The organism is Klebsiella huaxiensis, from assembly GCF_003261575.2.
Taxonomy (GTDB): Bacteria; Pseudomonadota; Gammaproteobacteria; order Enterobacterales; family Enterobacteriaceae; genus Klebsiella; species Klebsiella huaxiensis.
In genome coordinates, this window is the sequence record NZ_CP036175.1 from 5,757,347 (window position 1) to 5,779,935 (window position 22,589).

Annotated in this window: 21 protein-coding genes and 1 riboswitch; of the genes, 15 read left to right on the forward strand and 6 right to left on the reverse strand. The window is 53.9% G+C overall.

The annotated features are described in order from the left end of the window. Window positions 1-38: 38 nt before the first annotated feature. A complete protein-coding gene (gene malK, locus DA718_RS27550; protein WP_110277223.1) occupies window positions 39-1,148 on the reverse strand; it encodes a maltose/maltodextrin ABC transporter ATP-binding protein MalK in 1,110 nt (369 codons plus the stop codon). Between the two features lie 369 nt (window positions 1,149-1,517). On the opposite strand from malK, the gene malE reads away from it, so the two are divergent. From malE to malG, 3 genes are all read left to right on the forward strand, one after another. Next, window positions 1,518-2,708 carry a maltose/maltodextrin ABC transporter substrate-binding protein MalE gene (gene malE / locus DA718_RS27560; protein ID WP_110277224.1) on the forward strand — a complete coding sequence of 397 codons (1,191 nt, stop codon included), beginning with the start codon at window positions 1,518-1,520 and terminating at the stop codon, window positions 2,706-2,708. 186 nt (window positions 2,709-2,894) lie between these two features. Continuing rightward, window positions 2,895-4,439 (forward strand): maltose ABC transporter permease MalF, encoded by a 1,545-nt coding sequence (gene malF / locus DA718_RS27565; protein ID WP_112215902.1) that lies wholly within the window; start codon window positions 2,895-2,897, stop codon window positions 4,437-4,439. Window positions 4,440-4,595: 156 nt separating this feature from the next. After that, a complete protein-coding gene (malG, locus tag DA718_RS27570) occupies window positions 4,596-5,486 on the forward strand; it encodes a maltose ABC transporter permease MalG (protein ID WP_110277254.1) in 891 nt (296 codons plus the stop codon). A gap of 317 nt (window positions 5,487-5,803) precedes the next feature. Here the strand turns inward: malG and psiE are convergent, their stop codons facing one another. Then, window positions 5,804-6,214 (reverse strand): phosphate-starvation-inducible protein PsiE, encoded by a 411-nt coding sequence (psiE, locus tag DA718_RS27575; RefSeq protein WP_110277227.1) that lies wholly within the window; start codon window positions 6,212-6,214, stop codon window positions 5,804-5,806. Window positions 6,215-6,358: 144 nt separating this feature from the next. On the opposite strand from psiE, the gene DA718_RS27580 reads away from it, so the two are divergent. Both DA718_RS27580 and DA718_RS27585 read left to right on the forward strand, forming a co-directional pair. Continuing rightward, the gene (locus tag DA718_RS27580) at window positions 6,359-6,868 is read left to right on the forward strand and encodes a GNAT family N-acetyltransferase (protein WP_112215903.1); all 510 of its coding nucleotides are present in this window, start codon (window positions 6,359-6,361) and stop codon (window positions 6,866-6,868) included. An 8-nt stretch (window positions 6,869-6,876) separates the two neighbouring features. After that, window positions 6,877-7,335: an acyltransferase gene (locus tag DA718_RS27585; protein ID WP_110277229.1), complete on the forward strand. Its 459-nt coding sequence runs from the start codon at window positions 6,877-6,879 to the stop codon at window positions 7,333-7,335. 88 nt (window positions 7,336-7,423) lie between these two features. Here the strand turns inward: DA718_RS27585 and pgi are convergent, their stop codons facing one another. Further along, window positions 7,424-9,073 carry a glucose-6-phosphate isomerase gene (gene pgi / locus DA718_RS27590; RefSeq protein WP_112215904.1) on the reverse strand — a complete coding sequence of 550 codons (1,650 nt, stop codon included), beginning with the start codon at window positions 9,071-9,073 and terminating at the stop codon, window positions 7,424-7,426. A 353-nt stretch (window positions 9,074-9,426) separates the two neighbouring features. Further along, window positions 9,427-9,660, forward strand: a riboswitch (Lysine riboswitch). 180 nt (window positions 9,661-9,840) lie between these two features. On the opposite strand from pgi, the gene lysC reads away from it, so the two are divergent. Continuing rightward, window positions 9,841-11,190 (forward strand): lysine-sensitive aspartokinase 3, encoded by a 1,350-nt coding sequence (gene lysC / locus DA718_RS27600; RefSeq protein WP_112215905.1) that lies wholly within the window; start codon window positions 9,841-9,843, stop codon window positions 11,188-11,190. A 41-nt stretch (window positions 11,191-11,231) separates the two neighbouring features. Here lysC and DA718_RS27605 read toward each other — a convergent pair whose 3' ends face one another. Both DA718_RS27605 and DA718_RS27610 read right to left on the reverse strand, forming a co-directional pair. Then, window positions 11,232-12,020, reverse strand: a complete 789-nt coding sequence (locus DA718_RS27605) for a nucleotidyltransferase domain-containing protein (protein WP_112215906.1) — start codon at window positions 12,018-12,020, stop codon at window positions 11,232-11,234. A 5-nt stretch (window positions 12,021-12,025) separates the two neighbouring features. Then, complete coding sequence (locus DA718_RS27610; protein WP_112215907.1) at window positions 12,026-13,153, reverse strand: slipin family protein; 1,128 nt, start codon at window positions 13,151-13,153, stop codon at window positions 12,026-12,028. Between the two features lie 448 nt (window positions 13,154-13,601). On the opposite strand from DA718_RS27610, the gene rtcR reads away from it, so the two are divergent. The 3 genes from rtcR (at window position 13,602) to DA718_RS27630 (ending at window position 16,701) form a co-directional block, all read left to right on the forward strand. Beyond that, entirely contained in the window at window positions 13,602-15,182 is a 1,581-nt protein-coding gene (gene rtcR / locus DA718_RS27620; RefSeq protein WP_112215908.1) for an RNA repair transcriptional activator RtcR, read from the forward strand. Between the two features lie 111 nt (window positions 15,183-15,293). Then, the gene (gene panS, locus DA718_RS27625; protein ID WP_112215909.1) at window positions 15,294-16,238 is read left to right on the forward strand and encodes a ketopantoate/pantoate/pantothenate transporter PanS; all 945 of its coding nucleotides are present in this window, start codon (window positions 15,294-15,296) and stop codon (window positions 16,236-16,238) included. A 190-nt stretch (window positions 16,239-16,428) separates the two neighbouring features. After that, window positions 16,429-16,701, forward strand: coding sequence for a YjbD family protein (locus DA718_RS27630; protein WP_110277236.1), 273 nt, complete (start codon window positions 16,429-16,431; stop codon window positions 16,699-16,701). On the opposite strand, the gene rluF is transcribed toward DA718_RS27630, so the two are convergent. Continuing rightward, window positions 16,698-17,567, reverse strand: a complete 870-nt coding sequence (gene rluF, locus DA718_RS27635) for a 23S rRNA pseudouridine(2604) synthase RluF (protein WP_112215910.1) — start codon at window positions 17,565-17,567, stop codon at window positions 16,698-16,700. The genes DA718_RS27630 and rluF overlap by 4 nt on opposite strands. Window positions 17,568-17,991: 424 nt before the next feature. Between rluF and DA718_RS27640 the strand changes: the two genes are divergently transcribed. The 6 genes from DA718_RS27640 to DA718_RS27665 all read left to right on the forward strand — a co-directional run bounded on the left by DA718_RS27640 (window position 17,992) and on the right by DA718_RS27665 (window position 22,546). After that, window positions 17,992-18,939, forward strand: a complete 948-nt coding sequence (locus tag DA718_RS27640; protein WP_112215929.1) for a sugar-binding transcriptional regulator — start codon at window positions 17,992-17,994, stop codon at window positions 18,937-18,939. A 71-nt stretch (window positions 18,940-19,010) separates the two neighbouring features. Further along, window positions 19,011-19,814: an SDR family oxidoreductase gene (locus DA718_RS27645; protein ID WP_112215911.1), complete on the forward strand. Its 804-nt coding sequence runs from the start codon at window positions 19,011-19,013 to the stop codon at window positions 19,812-19,814. Between the two features lie 9 nt (window positions 19,815-19,823). Further along, window positions 19,824-20,231 (forward strand): mannose/fructose/sorbose PTS transporter subunit IIA, encoded by a 408-nt coding sequence (locus tag DA718_RS27650; RefSeq protein WP_112215912.1) that lies wholly within the window; start codon window positions 19,824-19,826, stop codon window positions 20,229-20,231. Beyond that, complete coding sequence (locus DA718_RS27655; protein WP_112215913.1) at window positions 20,231-20,725, forward strand: PTS sugar transporter subunit IIB; 495 nt, start codon at window positions 20,231-20,233, stop codon at window positions 20,723-20,725. Before DA718_RS27650 ends, DA718_RS27655 begins: the two co-directional genes overlap by 1 nt. Before the next feature lie 187 nt (window positions 20,726-20,912). Beyond that, window positions 20,913-21,710 carry a PTS mannose/fructose/sorbose transporter subunit IIC gene (locus DA718_RS27660; protein ID WP_112215915.1) on the forward strand — a complete coding sequence of 266 codons (798 nt, stop codon included), beginning with the start codon at window positions 20,913-20,915 and terminating at the stop codon, window positions 21,708-21,710. An 11-nt stretch (window positions 21,711-21,721) separates the two neighbouring features. Next, window positions 21,722-22,546, forward strand: a complete 825-nt coding sequence (locus DA718_RS27665) for a PTS system mannose/fructose/sorbose family transporter subunit IID (RefSeq protein ID WP_105889496.1) — start codon at window positions 21,722-21,724, stop codon at window positions 22,544-22,546. Window positions 22,547-22,589 lie beyond the last annotated feature (43 nt).

A 22,589-nucleotide genomic window follows, 5' to 3' on the forward strand; every position in this document is an offset into this window, starting at 1 on the left:
GCGGCGCTCCAGGGTGCACGTTTTTTTAATGGGAAGCCTTACACGCCCGGCTCTTTATGCAGCCGACGACAAGCGGTGCCATCCTCACGGAATAAATGGCAACGCTCCGGCGGCAAGCCGATGGCGAATGTGGCTCCCTCTTCGACCAGCACCACGTCGTTCTGGCGGTAAACCAGGTTTTGACGGATGGCGGGGATCTGGATATGAATTTGTGTTTCGTTACCAAGCTGTTCCACCACCTGAATCACACCTTCGAGGGTGACGTCGGCGATATCGCTGGGCAGCAGATGTTCCGGGCGAATCCCTAAGGACATATTCGCGCCGACCTGAACGCGGGCGCTGTCCACCGGCAGCCAGATTTGCTGGCGGTTCGGCAGTTCCACCTGTACCTGTTCAATGGCGGTGGCGGTAACTTTGACCGGCAGGAAGTTCATCTTCGGCGAGCCAATAAAGCCCGCGACGAAGCGATCCGCCGGGTAGTGATAAAGCTCAAGCGGTTTCCCGACCTGTGCGACGCGACCGGCATCCAGTACTACAATTTTGTCAGCGAGGGTCATGGCTTCAACCTGGTCGTGGGTCACGTAAATCATCGTGCGGCCAAGGCGCTTATGCAGACGGGAAATCTCGATACGCATCTGTACGCGCAGCGCGGCATCAAGGTTAGAGAGAGGTTCATCAAGCAGGAAAACGCGCGGTTCGGCTACCAGGGTACGGCCAATCGCCACACGCTGACGCTGACCGCCGGAAAGCGCTTTTGGTTTACGCTCCAGCAGATGAGCCAGTTGCAGGACTTCTGCCACCTGGGTGACGCGTTGATTAATCAGGTCTTTTTTAGCACCGGCCAGCTTCAGGCCGAAAGACATGTTTTCCGCGACGGAAAGGTGGGGGTAAAGCGCATAAGACTGAAACACCATCCCGATACCGCGTTCGGCGGGCGGGACATCGTTCATTCGGGTATCGCCAATCATAAGATCGCCGCTGGTCACCGTTTCCAGCCCGGCAATCATACGCAGCAGGGTGGATTTGCCGCAGCCCGATGGCCCAACAAACACGACGAACTCCCCATCCTGGATCTCGAGATTGATATCTTTCGATACCACCACGTCACCCCAGGCTTTCGTTACATTTCGCAGCTGTACGCTCGCCATGCCCTTCTCCCTTCGTTACAACCTGTCACTTAACGACACATTCAAGATGGGCTGACTATGCGGCATTCATAGATACGGTAAATCCTCCACCCCCGGCTTTTTTATGGGGGAGGAGACGGGAGGATGAGAGATGACGTCTCGCCTCCAGGGGGGACGGGCTGATAGCGATTTCGTGATGCAGGCTACAAAAATGGCCTCACTTTTATGTGCTCCAGAGCTCATAACCGGCATTTCTGCAATGGAGATCACACAAACGAGGGATGGGGCGTAGACATAGGGAGGATGGAAAGAGGTTGTTAACAAAGGAAACTCATCACTGTTAAGCCATCCAAGTGTATCCACGAGCACATCACCAAATAGGACGGGTATATGAAAATCAAAACTGGCGCTCGCATCCTCGCGCTGTCTGCATTGACCACGATGATGTTTTCCGCCTCTGCCCTCGCGAAAATAGAAGAAGGTAAGCTGGTTATCTGGATTAACGGCGATAAAGGCTACAACGGCCTCGCTGAAGTCGGTAAAAAGTTCGAAAAAGACACTGGCATTAAAGTTTCCATCGAACACCCTGACAAGCTGGAAGAGAAATTCCCGCAGGTTGCTGCAACCGGCGACGGCCCGGACATCATCTTCTGGGCTCACGACCGTTTCGGCGGCTATGCCCAATCTGGTCTGCTGGCAGAAATCACCCCGGACAAAGCCTTCCAGGACAAACTCTATCCGTTCACCTGGGACGCCGTACGCTATAACGGCAAGCTGATTGCCTACCCGGTCGCAGTAGAAGCGCTGTCGCTGATTTACAACAAAGACCTGGTACCAAACCCGCCGAAAACCTGGGAAGAGATCCCAGCGCTGGATAAAGAACTGAAAGCGAAAGGTAAGAGCGCGCTGATGTTCAACCTGCAAGAACCGTACTTCACCTGGCCGCTGATTGCTGCTGACGGCGGTTACGCGTTCAAATTTGAAAACGGCAAATATGACGTGAAAAACGTCGGCGTTGATAGCGCTGGCGCGAAAGCGGGCCTGACCTTCCTGGTTGACCTTATCAAGAACAAACACATGAACGCCGATACCGATTACTCCATCGCGGAAGCGGCATTCAACAAAGGCGATACCGCGATGACCATCAACGGTCCGTGGGCATGGTCTAACATTGATAAGAGCAAGGTTAACTACGGCGTTACCCTGCTGCCAACCTTTAAAGGCAACGCGTCCAAACCGTTCGTTGGTGTTCTGAGCGCCGGTATTAACGCCGCCAGCCCGAACAAAGAACTGGCGAAAGAGTTCCTCGAAAACTACCTGATGACCGACCAGGGTCTGGATGAAGTGAACAAAGACAAACCGCTGGGTGCCGTCGCGCTGAAATCCTTCCAGGAGAAACTGGAAAAAGATCCGCGTATCGCCGCCACCATGGCGAACGCCCAGAAAGGCGAAATCATGCCGAACATCCCGCAGATGTCCGCTTTCTGGTATGCCGTACGTACCGCAGTTATCAACGCAGCTAGCGGCCGTCAGACCGTCGATGCCGCGCTGAAAGATGCACAGGCTCGTATCACCAAGTAATACGGTTTCCCTTATTTCTTAGGAAGTAAGGTTTATTGAATACGTTGTTACACGAAATCATTCGCGCTACATCGAGGCGACAAGGATGCAAATCCCCAGGAGCTTACATCAGTAAGTGACTGGGGTGCGCATCCGCAGCCAACAAAGAGGTAGCGCGAAGGATAAAGTGTAAAGAGGATGATCCCCATGGATGTCGTGAAAAAGAAACACTGGTGGCAAAGCCCGCAGCTCACATGGTCTGTGATCGGCTTGCTGTGCCTGCTGGTGGGTTACCTTGTTGTTTTGATGTACGCCCAGGGGGAGTACCTGTTTGCCATCATGACGCTGATTTTAAGCTCGGTTGGCCTGTATATTTTTTCCAATCGCAAGGCCTATGCCTGGCGCTATGTTTATCCGGGTGTTGCCGGGATGGGACTGTTCGTTCTGTTCCCGTTGATCTGCACCATCGCTATCGCTTTTACCAACTACAGCAGCACCAACCAGCTGACCTTCGAACGCGCTCAGCAAGTGCTGATGGATCGCTCCTTCCAGGCGGGTAAATCCTACAACTTCGCGCTTTATCCAGCGGGAGATGAATGGAAGCTGGCGCTGACCGATGGTGAGAGCGGCAAAAACTATCTTTCCGACGCCTTTAAATTCGGCGGCGAGCAGAAGCTGGCCCTAAAAGAGGCTGACGCTCTGCCGGAAGGCGAGCGCGCCAACCTGCGCATCATCACGCAAAACCGTACCGCCCTGAACCAGTTGACCGCCATACTGCCGGACGAAAGCAAAGTCATTATGAGCTCTCTGCGTCAGTTCTCCGGAACCCAGCCGCTGTACGCATTGGCTAATGACGGCACGCTGACCAACAACCAGAGCGGCGTGAAGTATCGCCCGAACGCTGACGTTGGCTTCTACCAGGCCATTAACGCCGATGGCAGCTGGGGCAGCGAGAAGCTGAGTCCAGGCTATACGGTGACCATCGGCTGGGATAACTTCACCCGCGTGTTCCAGGATGAGGGTATCCAGAAACCGTTCTTCGCAATCTTCGTCTGGACGGTGGTTTTCTCCATCCTGACCGTTATTCTGACCGTTGCGGTCGGCATGGTGCTCGCCTGTCTCGTACAGTGGGAAGCCCTGAAAGGTAAAGCAATTTACCGCGTACTGCTGATTCTGCCTTACGCCGTACCGTCGTTTATCTCGATTCTGATTTTCAAAGGGTTGTTCAACCAGAGCTTTGGTGAGATCAACATGATGCTCAGCGCGCTGTTCGGCATCAAACCGGCCTGGTTTAGCGACCCGACCACCGCGCGCTCCATGATCATCATCGTCAACACCTGGCTGGGCTATCCGTACATGATGATCCTGTGCATGGGCCTGCTGAAAGCGATTCCTGACGACCTGTATGAAGCCTCGGCAATGGACGGTGCAACCCCGTTCCAGAACTTCTTTAAAATTACGTTCCCGCTGCTGATTAAGCCGCTGACGCCGCTGATGATCGCCAGCTTCGCCTTTAACTTTAATAACTTCGTACTGATTCAGTTGTTGACCAACGGCGGGCCGGACCGACTCGGCACCACCACGCCAGCGGGCTATACCGACCTGTTGGTGAGCTATACCTACCGTATCGCCTTCGAAGGCGGTGGCGGCCAGGACTTCGGCCTCGCGGCGGCTATCGCTACGCTGATCTTCCTGTTAGTAGGCGCGCTGGCGATTATTAACCTGAAAGCCACACGTATGAAGTTTGATTAATTGGAATAACCAGGCGTCATTGGCGCGGGCAGTTTGGGCTCGGCCAGCGCGGAAGAACCGGAACGTACACGTAGTACGTGAGGATTCTGAGCACTGCCCGAGTTCAAAATGGCAAGCAAAATAGCCTGGAGCGGTATCAAGGGGAGTAAAAATATTATGGCTATGGTTCAACCCAAATCTCAGAAGCTGCGCCTGGTGACGACGCATCTCCTGCTACTGATTTTTATCGCGGCGATTATGTTCCCGCTGCTGATGGTCATCGCTATCTCGCTGCGCGAAGGTAACTTCGCCACCGGTAGCCTGATCCCTGAAAGTATCTCCTGGGAGCACTGGCGGCTGGCGTTAGGCTTTAGCGTTGAACACGCTGACGGTCGCGTCACGCCACCGCCCTTCCCGGTCCTGCTGTGGCTGTGGAACTCCATCAAAGTGGCGGGCATTACCGCGATAGGTATCGTCGCGCTCTCGACCACCTGTGCTTATGCTTTTGCTCGTATGCGCTTCCCGGGTAAAGCCACGCTGCTGAAAGGGATGCTGATTTTCCAGATGTTCCCGGCGGTTCTGTCGCTGGTTGCTCTGTATGCCTTGTTTGATCGCCTCGGACAGTACGTGCCGTTTGTCGGCCTGAATACCCACGGCGGCGTAATCTTCGCCTATATGGGCGGTATCGCGCTGCACGTCTGGACGATTAAAGGGTATTTCGAGACCATTGACGGCTCGCTGGAAGAAGCAGCGGCGCTGGATGGCGCGACCCCATGGCAAGCTTTCCGCCTGGTGCTACTCCCGCTGTCGGTACCGATTCTGGCGGTAGTGTTTATTCTGTCGTTCATCGCCGCGATTACCGAAGTGCCAGTGGCCTCACTGCTGCTGCGCGATGTGAACAGCTACACCCTGGCGGTCGGTATGCAGCAGTATCTCAACCCGCAGAACTATCTGTGGGGCGACTTTGCCGCTGCGGCGGTGCTCTCCGCTATCCCGATTACCGTGGTGTTCCTGCTGGCCCAGCGCTGGTTGGTTAACGGCCTGACGGCAGGCGGAGTGAAAGGTTAAGTTTCATCGTTAGATACTCTAAATAATTCGAGTTGTCGAAAGGCGACAAGCCCGAGAATCCCCAGGAGCATAGATAACTATGTGACTGGGGTGAGCGGGAGTAGTCAACGCATCAACAACTTGAAGTATGACGAGTATACCCGCCCCAAATTTCAGAGGAGGGACGGTGGTTCAGTTGCTGTACGCGTCCCCAACCGGGTACGGCAGCCACCACCCTCAGCTGAAAAAGTAAGGCAAATGCCACTGCTATCCTCAACTGGACCCTACATAAATTATATTTGTGACTGTTGGTCAGCGGCCCTGGAGGCCGCTTTTTTTTATTCGCGTTTCAGGCGGTTAGAGTTACACAGCCAGAGCGTAATCACCAGAATCAGGATCGCGGCAGAGTAAATCAGCACCGCCATCGGCGAGTCATGATCGATAATAATCAGGCGCACGATAGCGGTAATGCCGATATAGACAAAATAGCGTAGCGGGAAGTGAAATCCCGATTCGAAGTACTTCACAATCAGCGCAATAAACTCAAAATAGAGGAAGTAAACCACCAGCCCTTCCACCAGCTTGTACTTGCTGACTGGCTCCGGGGTAAACAGCACGTGCGCCAGATGCAGCGTCTCTTTGCCCAGAAAAACAATCAGAATAATCCCCAGGCACAACAGGCCAAGATTCAAAACGGTTTGCATTGCGGTTGCGATAAAACTCACCAACGGACGATAAACCGGCGGCATAGATACACCTCATAATCATCATTATTTGTAACCTGTATAACGCAGAAGTGTGATCCAGATCGACATTATTCGTTAACTTTTTGCCACCGCCAGCGTAAATGTAACAATCACTTGCCACACTGACAGGTTAAAAAGGAAACAACCATGTTCAAAATTCGTCTTGCAGGGCCAGAAGATGCAGCCTTGCTCAACGAAATGGGTAATGCCAGCTACCGCCACCACTTTGCTCACCTCTGGCATAACGCCGACGAGATGGAACTCTATCTGCGGCAAGAGTATTCCATGACGTCTCTGGAACGCAGCCTGGCCGATACGCAGTGCTGCTGGTTAATTGCTGAAGCCGCGCACCCGATTGGCTTTGCTAAATATGCCTGCTGCCAGAATATCAATCCCGATGGCCCGTCCGGCACGTTGCTGCATAAGCTCTACCTGCTGCCTGACGCAACGGGGCATCACTACGGCGAGCAGTTTTTTAACGCTGTTGAGGCGCGAGCAAAAGAGGCCGGTGAAAGCTGGCTATGGCTGGAAGTACTCGACGCCAATACCCGCGCCCGTCGTTTCTATGAGCGTCAGGGGATGCGGCACGTTAAAGACGTTGAATTTCATTCCGCCACCCAACAAAGCACATTACATATTCTGGCCAAACAGATCTGAGAGGCAGCATGCATACGCTTCGAGAAACTGCTATTCGCAACGTCACCAGCGGCGAGAACGTAGTGATTTATCAGCCCGCCAACCTCTACGACTGCACGCTTGGCGATAACGTCTTCGTCGGGCCGTTCGTTGAAATTCAGGGCCATACCCGTATCGGCAACAACAGCAAAATTCAATCCCATACCTTTATTTGCGAGTACGTCACCATCGGCGAGCGTTGTTTTATCGGCCACGGGGTGATGTTCGCCAACGATATGTTCCGCGACGGCAAGCCCAACGCAGACCGCGAAAGCTGGGGGAGAATTGTGATTGGTAACGATGTGTCTATCGGCAGCGGTGCGACTATTCTGGCCGTGAACATTTGTGATGGTGTGGTGATTGGTGCGGGCAGCGTGGTGACGAAGTCGATTACCAAGAAAGGCGTGTGGGTGGGAAATCCGGCGAAGCTGTTGCGGCAGTTAGAATAAAAAATGCCGACCACGTGGGTCGGCATTGTGCTCGCATTTTTGCCGGGCGGCACGGCCTACAAAACACCCTGCCATCTGCAGGCTCTAATTATGCACGCCAGGATTTATAGCGGTTAATCAGACCATTGGTAGAGCTGTCGTGGCTGCTCACTTCGCTGCCATCTTTCAGTTCCGGCAGGATGCGGTTAGCCAGCTGTTTGCCCAGCTCAACGCCCCACTGGTCGAAGGTGAAGATGTTCATAATCACACCCTGAGTGAAGATCTTGTGTTCATACAGGGCAATCAGCGCGCCCAGGCTGAATGGGGTGATTTCACGCAGCAGGATGGAGTTGGTCGGACGGTTGCCTTCGAACACTTTAAACGGCACCACGTGGTCCAGGGTTGCTGGATCTTTACCCTGATCGCGATATTCCTGCTCAACCACTTCGCGGGATTTACCAAACGCCAGCGCTTCAGTCTGCGCGAAGAAGTTAGACAGCAGCTTCGGATGGTGATCGGACAGCGGGTTGTGGGTAACCGCCGGGGCGATAAAGTCGCAAGGCACCATTTTGGTCCCCTGGTGAATCAGCTGGTAGAACGCATGCTGACCGTTGGTGCCCGGCTCGCCCCAGATGATTGGGCCAGTCTGGTAATCCACGGCGTTGCCGTTACGGTCAACGTATTTACCGTTGGATTCCATGTTGCCCTGCTGGAAGTAAGCGGCAAAGCGGTGCATATACTGGTCGTACGGCAGAATCGCTTCGGTTTCAGCACCGAAGAAGTTGTTGTACCAGATACCAATCAGCGCCAGCAACACCGGCAGGTTTTTCTCCGGCGCGGTGGTGGAGAAATGTTTGTCCATCGCATGCGCGCCGGACAGCAGCTCAACAAAGTTGTCGAAGCCCACGGACAGGATGATCGACAGACCGATGGCTGACCACAGTGAGTAACGACCGCCGACCCAGTCCCAGAATTCAAACATGTTGGCGGTGTCGATACCGAATTCACCCACCGCTTTACCGTTGGTAGAGAGCGCGGCAAAGTGTTTCGCCACGTGCTTTTCATCGCCAGCAGTTGCCAGGAACCAATCGCGCGCACTATGGGCGTTGGTCATGGTTTCCTGAGTAGTGAAGGTTTTAGAAGCGACCAGGAACAGGGTGGTTTCCGGGTTCACGCCTTTCAGCACTTCAGCGATGTGGGTGCCATCGACGTTAGACACAAAGTGCATATTCAGATGATTTTTGTACGGGCGCAGCGCTTCGGTCACCATGAACGGGCCAAGGTCGGATCCGCCGATACCGATGTTAACCACGTCGGTAATCGCTTTGCCGGTATAGCCTTTCCAGTTACCGGAGATAATGGCTTCAGAGAAGGATTTCATCTTCTCAAGCACCGCATTCACTTCCGGCATCACATCTTTGCCATCAACCACTATCGGAGTATTGCTACGGTTACGCAGCGCAACGTGCAGTACCGCACGGTCCTCAGTACGGTTAATCTTTTCGCCGGAGAACATGGACTTAATGGCGTCTGCCAGGAAGGTCTCTTTGGCCAGATCCTGCAGTTTTGCCAACGTCTCTTCGGTGATGCGGTTTTTGGAGAAATCCACCAGCATCAGATCGTCGAACGTTGCGGAAAACTTAGTGAAACGGTCGCTATCTTTCGCGAACAGGTCCGCGATGGTAACGTCTTTCATTTCATCAAAGTGTTTTTGTAGTGCCTGCCAGGCAGATGTCTGCGTTGGATTGATGTTTTTCATTAGCAATACTCTTCTGATTTGAGAATTGTGACTGCGGTCGATTGTAGCGCCGGTGGCGGAAAATTGTGATGATTTTTGTGTTATGCCGATGATACGTGTCAGAAATAGGGGCAATTTGGGGCAAAACGTCCCTGATAGTATAGCCATCATAAGGCTTTTTTCTTTCAGCCACTCGTGTATGAAAAATCCGCATAACCCTGACGTTGACATACTTCGCCTGAAGCCTTTATATAACGGCAATACCTATACATCCACGTAGGTATGTTGCTCGCGCATTTCACGCTACAGCGAAAGGGTATTGCAGGGGGGTATAATGACCCGCGTCCCCCCAGGCAAAGTGAAAGACGTCGGTAATTGCCAGAAGAGGTGCGTTGCCCAGGTAACCGTATTGGAGGAGCCAGTCCGGGGAAAATACGTGAGGGGGAGCAGCGCCGAGGTGAATAAGCGTCTGGTTACGCTCATCACCGGCCACAGAGGCTGAATCCTCTGGGTTGTCACCAGAAACGTTCGCAGTCGGGCGTTTCATACTCGCCAAATGGTGCAATGCATCAGGAAGCGGGTCTACAAGGTGGAGCACTTCTGGGTGACATCGTAGTTTGTTTATCGCTCTGCGCCCACCCTGTTTTTCGCTCTTCCCTTGTGCCATGGCTGAATAATTTGGCCTGGCTTATTAAGACATTTTATTGCAATCCGGATGCGTCCAGCCTTACCAGGATTGGTTGTCAGGAATCGTTTTAATAAGTCAGGCCCCCTGACACGAGGTTGTTATGACAGACTTAGTTATCGCCAAATTTGGCGGCACCAGCGTTGCCGATTTTGATGCCATGAACCGCAGCGTAGACGTCGCGCTGCTGGATGCCAATACCCGCGTGGTCGTGCTTTCCGCTTCCGCGGGCGTGACTAATCTGCTGGTTGCTCTAGCGGATGGGCTGGAACCTGGCGAACGCTTCGAGAAACTCGATGCCATGCGCCAGATCCAGTTCAATATCCTGGAGCGCCTGCGCTATCCGAACGTGATTCGCGACGAGATTGAGCGCCTGCTGGAAAATATTACCGCTCTGGCAGAAGCCGCATCGCTGGCGAGCTCAACCGCATTGACTGATGAGCTGGTCAGTCACGGTGAGCTGATGTCCACCCTACTGTTTGTCGAGATCCTGCGCGAGCGTGGTATCGCCGCCCAGTGGTTTGACGTGCGTAAAATTATGCGCACCAACGATCGCTTTGGCCGCGCGGAACCGGATATCGCCGCACTTTCTGAACTCACCCAACAGTTACTGGCTCCACGCCTTGCAGAAGGCCTGGTGATCACTCAGGGCTTTATTGGTAGCGAAGCCAAAGGCCGCACCACCACGCTCGGTCGCGGCGGCAGCGATTATACCGCCGCTCTGCTGGGCGAAGCGCTGCATGCGACTCGCGTTGATATCTGGACCGATGTTCCAGGCATCTATACCACCGACCCACGCGTTGCTCCGGCGGCCAAACGTATTGACGTCATCGCCTTTGAAGAAGCGGCGGAAATGGCGACGTTTGGCGCGAAAGTCCTGCATCCGGCAACGCTGCTTCCCGCCGTGCGTAGCGAGATTCCGGTATTTGTTGGCTCCAGCAAAGAGCCGAAAGCGGGCGGTACGCTGGTATGCAACACGACCGAAAATCCACCGTTGTTCCGCGCGCTGGCACTCCGCCGCAAGCAGACTCTGCTGACCCTGCACAGCCTGAATATGCTGCACTCTCGCGGTTTTCTCGCCGAAGTGTTCGGCATCCTGGCGCGACATAATATCTCCGTGGATCTCATCACCACTTCAGAAGTGAGCGTGGCGCTGACCATGGACACCACCGGTTCCACTTCCGCAGGCGACACCTTGTTAACCCAGGCGCTGCTGACCGAGTTGTCTTCCCTGTGCCGCGTAGAGGTTGAGCAAGATCTGGCGCTGGTCGCGCTAATTGGCAATGATTTGTCAAAAGCGTGCGGCGTCGGTAAAGAGGTGTTTGGCGTACTGGAGCCGTTCAATATTCGTATGATTTGTTACGGCGCATCCAGCCACAACCTGTGTTTCCTCGTACCTGGCGCGGATGCCGAGAAAGTGGTGCAAAAGCTGCATCATAATCTGTTCGAGTAATTGCCAAATAAAAGGCCCGGTACATATGTTCCGGGCCATATTTATTTTGCCATCACCGTGGTCATCAGCAGTTTGTCCAGCTCTCTGGCATCACCCGTCCGGCTATCCGGCAGCATCGGCGGAACCTCCCCCCTTGCCAGCTCTGACTGAATAAACGCATGCAACAGTGCGCGACGCGGGCCATATTCGGTTTCCCCGGCTCGTTGTTTACACTCCAGCAACTCGTCTATTTCCTGACGCAAACCCGTTTCCAGTTCGCTCCCCGCCAGCAGTTCAGCAAAGCGCATCGGCGGCACGCCTTTTTCCGCCTCAACCCAGCGAACGGCCAGCAAGGGACGCAGCACGTAGAAGTACTTTTTCAATCGCACTTCGGCACCTTGCAGATAACCGCGAAAGTTTTTCCGCGCCATCGAGTAGTAGTGCCAACGCGCACGGGCCGGGGAAAACCATCGCGGAACCAGCGCCTTAAGCGCTGATATCGTCGCCGCATCCTGTTGATAAACTACCGGCGAATCCAGCCACTCGATAAGCGTCGGGTTCGCCCCTTTCAGCAGGCCCAGCGCCTTACGCCACTCCCAGCCGCAAACGTCCAGCTCATCATCTATCGGCAATTCAATAACATCCCGCGGTGCCTCTACCCGCAGATACCATTCCGGTGGATGCACATAGAGAAATCGCACGTCATAATCACTATCCGGCGAGGCAAAGCCCCAGCCCCGACTGCCGGACTCGCAGGCGTAGAGCACCTTGACGCCATAGCGTTGCTCCACCTCTTCCAGTTGCCGCCGCACCCGCTGGCGCATGGCGGCATCGACTCCGTTACACGTCATTTTCGTTATCCTTTTATATTCACCAGACCATGCAGCACCTGGTCCAGGCCGCCAAAAACTGAGATTTTATCGATACGCTCCGCGACTCTTTCCAGCGTTTCCAACTCTTTTAAGCGCAGCGCCACCGGGTTGTTTTCCATCACCTTCGCGGTGTTCAACAGCGAGCGGGTGGCAGCGGTCTCTTCACGCCGACGGATCACATTAGCCTGCGCCGACTTTTCCGCCTCGACCAACTGTGACAAAATCGCCTTCATATCGCCCGGCAGCACAATATCTTTCACCCCCAGGGACGCGACTTCGATGCCAAAAGGCGTCATGCGGGATTTCACCTGTGCGCTCACCACTTCATCAATCACCTGCTTATCTTCCAACAGCTCGTCTAGCGTGCGCGTCCCCACTGCTTCACGCAGGGCAAACTGCAGCTCGCGATACAGATGATCCAGCGGTTTCACCAGTTGGCAATAAGCCTGCAAAACATCGCTGTACCGCCAGTTCGCCGCCAGATTTAAACGCAAGTTCACTTTATCTTTAGTCAGGATCTCCTGGCCGCCGACCTCCAGTACCTGTAAACGGGTATCGACGACTTCGGCTTCGACCAGATGATTAACCTTCCAGTAAGCAGACAGTCCCGGCGGCAGTAACGGCTGGGTCTCGCCATCGATTTTCAGCACCCCAACGTGCCACGCAGGAACCGACACGGTGAGGATCGACTCACGGCCTTTTACCGCGCCGTGACGTCGCGGCTGCAATACAGCATTCATCACCGCTGTCGGAACCTGAACCTGTCGAGTATCCATGCGTATCAGCTTCATATCCTTGCTGGCAGGCCAATACAGACGACGCGTAGAGGGCGGTAAAATTTCCTGCAACACACCGTTTGTATACAGCGCTCCGGTCTCGGTATCTGTCAGATCCGCCGCCAGGCAATAGCGTTCAACCCATACAGGCTGAAATTGACGTAAATACTCCGCCAGCACTTCCGGCACTTCGCTACCGTCCATGTTGACGATCAGTACTTCAGGGACGTTAAACCACGGCAGGCGGTGCGTACCCGCTTCCAGAACCTGATAGTAGTCGCCCTCACGGGATAAAAGACCCAGTTGACCTTTGCGTATCGTAATTTTCGTCGTCATTTTTTATTCCTTAAAAGTTAATCCGGCGCGGATGCAGGGGCGAAGCCGCAGGGGAATTCCCTTTTGCCTGCGGCCCGGCGTCTTTATCGGCGGCCAGTTTTGGGGATTGCTGACAGCTCAAAGCCCCGTTTTATTTCTATGATTAACAACCAGTTTTCATTTTGGAGATGAAATTGGGAATCGAACCCGTGGTGGTCATCGGCTGACGGAACACTTGCGGAAAACAGCCTCTGCCGTTCCTGAGGTGCCGGCGGGGTTTAACCCCCTGCGTTTTCAGCGTCTTGACGAGAGAGTTATTGCCAGATGCGTGCCAGAAAGAAAAAATGACGAAATAAATATTTATCCAATTGATTTTTATATATTTATTTTAAATATCATTTTTTACCGTTGCCGCCATTAAGCAATTTTCTTATCTTTTAATATCGAATTTTATCTTTTGGGATAAATCATGAAAAAGCGACGGGTAGTGATTGGCGTACTCGGAACGGTGCTGGACAAGCGCGGTAAGCGGGCAAATCGATTAAAAAAATGGCGGCCCACCGTTGGACTATGCCAGCAGGCAGATTTTCCCGTCGACAGGCTGGAACTGCTCCACCAGCCGCGTGATGAAAGCATGGCGCAAAGGTTGATTGAAGATGTCGCTCTGCTTTCATCTCATACCCAAGTGCGGCCACATACGGTCGAGATTAATGATCCGTGGGATTTTGAAGAGGTCTACGCCGCCTTCCTCGATTTCGCTACCCGCTACGAATTTGATATCGAAAATGAAGAGTATCTGGTGCATATCACCACCGGGACTCACGTTGCGCAGATTTGCTGGTTTCTGCTGACGGAAGCCCACTATCTGCCCGCCAGCCTGCTGCAAACCAGCCCTGCACCGAAAGGTTCATCGGATGAGCAGATTGCGGCTGGCACCTGCTCGGTTATCGACCTTGATTTAAGCCGCTACGCCACGCTCACCAGCCGCTTTCAGCGCGAGCAGCAGCAATCAGTCTCCTTCCTGAAGGCCGGTATTGATACGCGCAACGCAACGTTCAATAAACTTATCGATCGTATTGAGCGCGTGGCGATCCGATCGACCGATCCGATCCTTCTCACCGGCCCAACCGGTGCCGGCAAGTCTTTCCTCGCCAAACGTATTTTTCAGCTTCGCCAGTCGCGCCATCAGGTTGCGGGCAAGCTGGTGGCAGTAAACTGCGCTACCCTGCGCGGTGATAACGCCATGTCCACGCTGTTCGGTCATGTCAAAGGTGCATTTACCGGTGCGCTGACGCCACGGCCAGGCCTGCTGCGGGAGGCTGATGGCGGAGTGTTGTTTCTCGACGAAATTGCCGAGCTGGGGCTGGATGAACAGGCCATGTTGCTAAAAGCCATTGAAGAGAAAACCTTTTTCCCATTTGGTTCCGATAAAGAGGTTTACAGCAATTTCCAGTTAATAGCCGGTACCCATCGTGATATGCAGCAATGGGTGGCGGAAGGTCGTTTTCGCGAAGATCTCTATGCGCGCATCAATATGTGGCGCTTTGCCCTGCCGGGCCTGGCGCAGCGGCAGGAAGATATTGCGCCGAACGTGGAGTATGAATTACAGCGCTTTGCAAACGAACGGCAAACACAGATCCGTTTCGATAAAGACGCCCGCGAGCGCTATCTGACTTTTGCCTGCTCGCCGCAGGCGCAGTGGCGGGGTAATTTTCGCGAGCTAGGGTCGTCCGTTGCGCGAATGGCAACCCTGGCCGAACAGGGGCGGATTACGCTCGCCCTTGCGCAAGAGGAGATTGCGCTCTTACAAGAGAGCTGGCAGCTCAACACATCTTTTCCTGATATTGAAATGGAAATCGATCTGTTCGATCGCCGGCAACTGGAAACCGTTCTGGAGGTGTGCCAACGCAGCGCTTCGCTGTCCGAAGCCGGGCGTGAGCTGTTCGCCGTCTCCCGTCAGAAAAAGGCCAATCCCAATGATGCCGACCGTCTGCGCAAGTATTTAGCCCGCTTTGGGCTGAGCTGGGAGAGTATCCGCAGTGGAACATGAACATAATTAGTTTGAATAATATTCCTTAGCACGATAAACAATAGCTATGGTCGGGCTCGATCCCGGCCTGTTTATAACAAGCAAACACAACATACGTGCAAGGAAAACAACATGCTCGCCACGCTTACGCGGCTGTTCCCATTATGGGCGCTGCTGCTCTCAGTTATCGCGTATTACACGCCATCCACTTTCACTCCCATTGGTCCCTGGGTCCCAACGCTGCTGATGCTGATTATGTTCGGCATGGGCGTTCACCTGAAGGTGGATGACTTTAAACGCGTCCTTTCCCGCCCGGCGCCGGTAGCGGCGGGGATTTTTCTGCACTATCTGGTGATGCCGCTCGCCGCCTGGCTGCTGGCGCTGATTTTTCATATGCCTCCGGAGCTCTCCGCCGGGATGGTGCTGGTCGGCAGCGTTGCCAGCGGCACGGCATCCAACGTCATGATCTACCTGGCTAAAGGCGATGTGGCACTGTCGGTCACCATCTCGTCGGTTTCCACGCTGGTCGGCGTGGTGGCAACGCCGCTGCTAACGCGCCTTTACGTCGATGCGCATATTCAGGTGGACGTGATGGGGATGCTGCTCAGCATTCTGCAAATCGTGGTGATCCCGATTGCGTTGGGGCTGGTGGTGCATCACTTGCTGCCAAAAGTCGTAAGAGCGGTAGAACCGTTTCTTCCGGCTTTCTCAATGGTCTGCATTCTGGCGATTATCTGCGCCGTGGTAGCCGGTTCCGCTTCGCATATCGCCTCCGTGGGCTTTGTGGTAATCATCGCGGTCATCCTGCACAACACCATCGGCCTGCTCGGCGGCTACTGGGGTGGACGTCTGTTTGGCTTTGATGAATCCACCTGCCGTACGCTGGCGATTGAGGTAGGTATGCAGAACTCAGGTCTGGCCGCCGCGCTGGGGAAAATCTACTTTGGTCCGCTGGCTGCGCTGCCTGGCGCGCTGTTCTCGGTATGGCACAACCTGTCCGGCTCGCTGCTGGCCGGTTACTGGTCAGGGAAGCCGATTGTGGATGAATCGCGTAAGGCAGGAAAAAAGAGCAGATAAAACGTAACTTTGATAAAAATCTCCCGGTGGCGCTGCGCTGACCGGGCTACAGGTCCACAGCCGTTTGCGGTCTGGTAGCCCGGACAGGTGCAAAGCACCGCCTCCGGGATTTTGCCGGGTGATGAAATTGCTGTAAGACTCCCATCCCAATACCGTACACTGAAGTCATCGGCTAACTGAGGGCACCACTATGGCACTCCCCCGCATTACCCAAAAAGAGATGACCGAGCGCGAGCAGCGCGAACTGAAAACTCTACTCGACCGCGCGCGCATTGCGCATGGCCGTCCGCTGACTAACGCGGAAACCAACAGCGTGAAAAAAGAGTACATCGATAAACTGATGGTTTTACGCGAAGCAGAGGCAAAAAAAGCCCGCCAGTTGAAGAAAAAGCAGGCTTATAAACCGGACAGTGAAGCATCATTTTCCTGGTCGGCAAGTACGCCGACGCGCGGCAGGCGTTAGCGCCCTTTCTTTTTGCGCCCCGGCTGAACAAAACGTTTACCGTTCGACGCCGGGCGTGATTTCTCAGCCGTCTTTTCGATTGCCACTACCGGGCGTTTAATCCCCGCCGTTTTCGGCTTCGCTTTGGCCTTCGGTTTCGCTTCTGAAGAGGAGTTCTCAATCAGCTTAAACAGATCGATCAGCTCATCATCGGTTAAATCGCGCCATTCCCCCAGCGGGATCCCCGTCAGGCTGACGTTCATAATCCGCGTGCGTTCAAGCTTCATCACTTCATAGCCAAAGTGCTCGCACATGCGGCGGATCTGGCGATTGAGCCCCTGCACCAGAGTAATGCGAAAAACAAACGGCGCTTCCTTTTTGACTTTGCACTTCTTCGTCACCGTGCCGAGAATCGGTACGCCCGCCCCCATCCCACGGATAAACTCATCGGTCACCGGCTTATCGACGGTAACCAGGTACTCTTTTTCGTGATCGTTACCGGCGCGCAGGATCTTGTTAACCAGATCGCCATGGTTGGTCAAAAAGATCAGCCCCTGAGAGTCTTTATCCAGACGACCAATCGGGAAGACGCGCTTGCTGTGGTTAACGAAATCGACGATGTTGTCTCGCTCGCCATCTTCGGTGGTGCTGACAATGCCAACGGGTTTGTTCAGCGCAATCAGCACTAAATCATCCGCTTCACGCGGCTCAATCAACCGGCCATTGACCTTCACCACGTCGCCAGCTTTAACCTGGTCGCCAATGGTGGCGCGCTTGCCGTTGATAAAAACGTTACCTTGTTCGATAAAGCGATCGGCCTCGCGGCGCGAGCAAATTCCGCTTTCGCTGATGTATTTATTGAGTCGGGTCGACGAGTCGGGCAGCATAACTTCTCCTGAAACACTTCATCCTTCAAGTTGTCCGGGCGCTCACTCTCTTGCCGCCTTGATAAAACTTGAATGCTTTTATGTTTAAAAAGCGAAATATACCCTACCTTGCGAACGATAAAAAATAATCGCGTACTCGCGGCCTGGCGCTAAATGTGATCTATCGCGCTTTTCAACACAAAAGTGTTCTTTTCAGACCTCTGCAACTTTGACCGGCGAAATAAAGCAGAATCAGGCCTTTAGCACTACCAGCACAAACGTGCCGTAAACCATCTACTCACACATCAAATGTGCAACAGAAACCGCCAGCACATCGTCATGAAATAGACAAAAATTGCTTTGAAGTACAGCATCGATAGGGTTATATCAGATCAGGACAGCAAATATGTGATTTGCACAAATGTGCAGGAGTCGAAAGATGACGATGGAAAATAGCGACGATATCCGCCTGATCGTGAAAATCGCCCAGCTCTATTACGAGCAGGATATGACCCAGGCGCAGATTGCCCGCGAACTGGGGATTTATCGCACCACCATCAGCCGTCTACTGAAACGCGGTCGCGAGCAGGGCATCGTCACTATCGCCATCAACTACGACTACAACGAAAACCTGTGGCTTGAGCAACAGCTCAAACAAAAGTTTGGCCTCAAAGAGGCGGTGGTCGCCACCTGCGACTCCCTGCTGGAAGAGGATCAGCTTAATCTTATCGGTCAGCACGGCGCACAGTTGGTCGACAGGTTGCTGGAACCGGGCGATATCGTCGGTTTCTCCTGGGGTCGCGCAGTGCGTGCACTGGTAGAGAATCTGCCTCAGGCCAGCCAGTCACGCCAGGTTATTTGCGTACCGATCATCGGCGGCCCCTCCGGCAAACTGGAAAGCCGCTACCACGTCAATACGCTGACCTACGGCGCGGCGGCGAAGCTGAAGGCCGAATCGCATCTCGCCGACTTTCCAGCGCTGCTGGATAACACATTAATTCGCAACGGTATTATGCAGTCCCAGCACTTTAAAACGATTGCCTCCTACTGGGATAACCTTGACGTCGCACTGGTAGGGATTGGTTCTCCGGCGATCCGCGATGGCGCCAACTGGCATGCATTTTACGGCAGCGAAGAGAGTGACGACCTCAATGCCCGCCAGGTCGCTGGTGATATCTGTTCACGCTTTTACGACATTGATGGCGGAATGGTAGAAACCGCTATGAGCGAAAAAACGCTCTCCATTGAGATGGCAAAACTTAAGCAAGCGCGCTATTCCGTGGGGATCGCGATGGGCGAGGAAAAATACTCCGGTATTCTTGGCGCATTAAATGGGAATTATATTAACTGTCTGGTGACCAACAAAGAAACCGCCGAGTCGTTACTGAAGTAAATGTCAAGAATATGATTTCACGCAGCGCTGCTGCGGGGGATCCCTTTATCTAAAGAAAACAGGAGTCGATAATGGAAACGTGGTTAAATTTAAAAGGCAAAATTATTATTGTTACCGGCGGCGCATCAGGAATTGGTCTGGCCATTGTCGATGAGTTATTAGCTCAGGGCGCAAATGTACAGATGAGCGATATTCACGGCGGTGATAAACATCAGGACAGTGAAAATTATACTTTCTGGCCGACCGATATTTCCAGTGCCAGCGAAGTGAATAAAACTATCGACAGTATTATTCAACGTTTTGGCCGTATTGATGGTTTGGTAAATAATGCGGGCGTTAACTTCCCTCGTTTACTCGTCGATGAGAAAGCGCCAGCCGGTCGTTATGAATTAAATGAAGCGGCATTCGAAAAAATGGTCAATATCAACCAGAAAGGCGTGTTCCTGATGTCGCAAGCGGTGGCTCGCCAGATGGTTAAACAGCGCGACGGCGTGATCGTTAACGTCTCGTCGGAAAGCGGGCTGGAAGGATCCGAAGGCCAGAGCTGCTATGCCGCAACCAAAGCCGCGCTGAATAGCTTTACCCGCTCCTGGTCGAAAGAACTGGGCAAACACGGCATCCGCGTCGTAGGCGTTGCACCCGGCATTCTGGAAAAAACAGGACTGCGTACACCGGAATACGAAGAAGCGCTGGCCTGGACCCGCAGCATCACTGTCGAACAGCTACGCGAAGGCTACACCAAGAACTCCATTCCGATTGGTCGCTCAGGTCGCCTCTCTGAAGTCGCTGATTTTGTTTGCTATCTGCTCTCAGAGCGCGCCAGCTATATCACCGGAGTAACCACTAACATCGCGGGCGGAAAAACGCGCGGCTAAGGAGGAAAAATGGTTAATGTCATCTTCTGTGCCCACGGCCAGCTGGCCTGCGCCATGCTCGACTCGGTACGCATGGTCTACGGCGATGTCAACGTCAACGCTGTGGAATTTGTCCCCGGCGAGAACGCGGGTGATATCGCCACAAAGATTGAAAAGTTAGTAAGCACTCACAGTGATGAGCAATGGCTTATTGCCGTCGATTTACAGTGCGGCAGCCCATGGAACGCCGCCGCCGGGCTGGCGATGAGCAACCCGCAGCTTCGGGTCATCAGCGGCTTGTCGCTGCCGTTGGCTCTGGAACTGGTAGATAACCAGCAAACGATGAACGCTGACGAACTGTGCCAGCACCTGGAGACCATCGCCAGCCAGTGCTGCGTCACCTGGCGGCAGCCGGAAACCGTTGAGGAGGATTTCTGATGAACATTACGCTCGCCCGTATCGATGACCGTTTAATTCATGGTCAGGTCACCACCGTGTGGTCAAAAGTGGCCAACGCCCAGCGAATTATTATCTGTAATGACGATGTTTATAACGACGAAGTTCGCCGTACGTTACTTCGCCAGGCCGCACCTCCGGGCATGAAGGTTAACGTAGTGAATCTCGAAAAAGCCGTCGCGGTCTATCACAATCCGCAATATAAAGACGAAACGGTTTTTTATTTATTCACTAACCCGCAGGACGTATTAACCATGGTGCAGCAGGGCGTGAAAATAGCGACTCTGAATATTGGCGGCATGGCCTGGCGACCGGGTAAAAAACAATTAACCAAAGCGGTGTCATTAGACGAAGCAGATATTAATGCCTTTCAGCAACTGGATAAGCTGGGCGTTAAACTCGATTTACGCGTCGTGGCCTCCGACCCATCGGTTAATATTCTCGACAAAATAGCTGAGCAGTCCGTTACAGAATAATAAATCGAGCCTGTTTTATTACACACTGTCATTCTGGATGCATCGCGGCGGCAAATGAGCGAGTCACCAGGAGCATAGATAACTATGTGACTGGGGCGAGAGAATGCAGCCAACAAAGAGGCAGCCTGAAGGACACCGTGTAAATGCCGTAACAGGCAGGATTACACTCACCTTAAAGGTCATAATTATGGAAATTAGTACCCTACAAATAATAGCCATATTTATTTTTTCCTGTATTGCCGGGATGGGCAGCGTACTGGATGAATTCCAGACCCACCGCCCATTAATCGCTTGTACCGTCATTGGCTTAATTCTCGGGGATTTAAAAACCGGGATTATGCTCGGCGGCACCCTGGAGCTCATTGCGCTGGGCTGGATGAACGTCGGTGCAGCGCAGTCTCCGGACTCGGCGCTGGCCAGTATTATCTCGGCCATCCTGGTGATTGTCGGCCATCAAAGCATCGCCACCGGGATAGCTATCGCGTTACCGGTAGCCGCAGCGGGCCAGGTGCTCACCGTGTTCGCCCGTACCATTACCGTGGTGTTCCAGCATGCGGCGGATAAAGCAGCAGAAGAGGCGCGCTTTGGGACCATCGATCTGCTGCACGTCTCGGCGCTGGGCGTCCAGGCGCTGCGCGTCGCTATCCCCGCGCTGGTGGTCTCGCTGTTCGTCAGTGCCGATATGGTCAGCAATATGCTTAACGCCATCCCGGAATTCGTCACTCGCGGTCTGCAAATCGCTGGCGGTTTTATCGTCGTGGTCGGCTACGCCATGGTGCTGCGCATGATGGGCGTGAAGTATCTGATGCCCTTCTTCTTCCTTGGTTTCCTCGCGGGCGGTTACCTCGACTTCAGCCTGCTGGCCTTCGGCGGCGTGGGGGTCATCATCGCGCTGATTTATATCCAGTTGAACCCGCAGTGGCGCAAGCCTGAACCACAGGCCGCGGCCACCTCTTCCACCGCCCTTGACCAGCTTGACGACTGATGGAGCCCAACATGGAACAGAGAAAAATTACCCAAGGCGACCTGGTGAGCATGTTTCTGCGATCCAACCTGCAGCAGGCGTCATTCAACTTCGAACGTATTCACGGGCTTGGCTTTTGCTACGACATGATCCCGGCCATTAAGCGTCTCTATCCGCTGAAAGAGGATCAGGTTGCCGCGCTGAAACGCCACCTGGTGTTCTTTAACACTACCCCGGCGGTCTGCGGCCCGGTCATTGGCGTAACGGTGGCGATGGAGGAAGCGCGGGCTAACGGCGCTGCTATCGACGACGGCGCAATCAACGGTATCAAAGTCGGCCTGATGGGTCCGCTGGCCGGGGTTGGCGACCCGCTGGTGTGGGGGACATTGCGGCCGATTACTGCCGCCCTCGGCGCATCGTTGGCGCTCTCCGGCAATATTCTTGGCCCGCTGCTTTTCTTCTTTATTTTCAACGCAGTACGTCTGGCAATGAAATGGTACGGGCTGCAGCTGGGCTTTCGTAAAGGGGTCAATATCGTCAGCGATATGGGCGGCAACCTGCTGCAAAAACTGACCGAAGGGGCCTCCATTCTGGGCCTGTTTGTGATGGGCGTGCTGGTCACCAAGTGGACCACCATCAACGTGCCTCTGGTGGTTTCGCAAACGCCGGGCGCCGATGGTTCGACCGTCACCATGACCGTGCAGAACATCCTCGATCAGCTCTGCCCCGGCCTGCTGGCCCTTGGCCTGACGCTGCTGATGGTGCGTCTGCTTAATAAGAAAGTGAACCCCGTATGGCTGATTTTCGCCCTGTTTGGTTTAGGGATTATCGGCAACGCGCTGGGCTTCCTGTCCTGATTATTCCGCTCCGGCGATGCCGGGGCTACTTCAACAAGTTAGC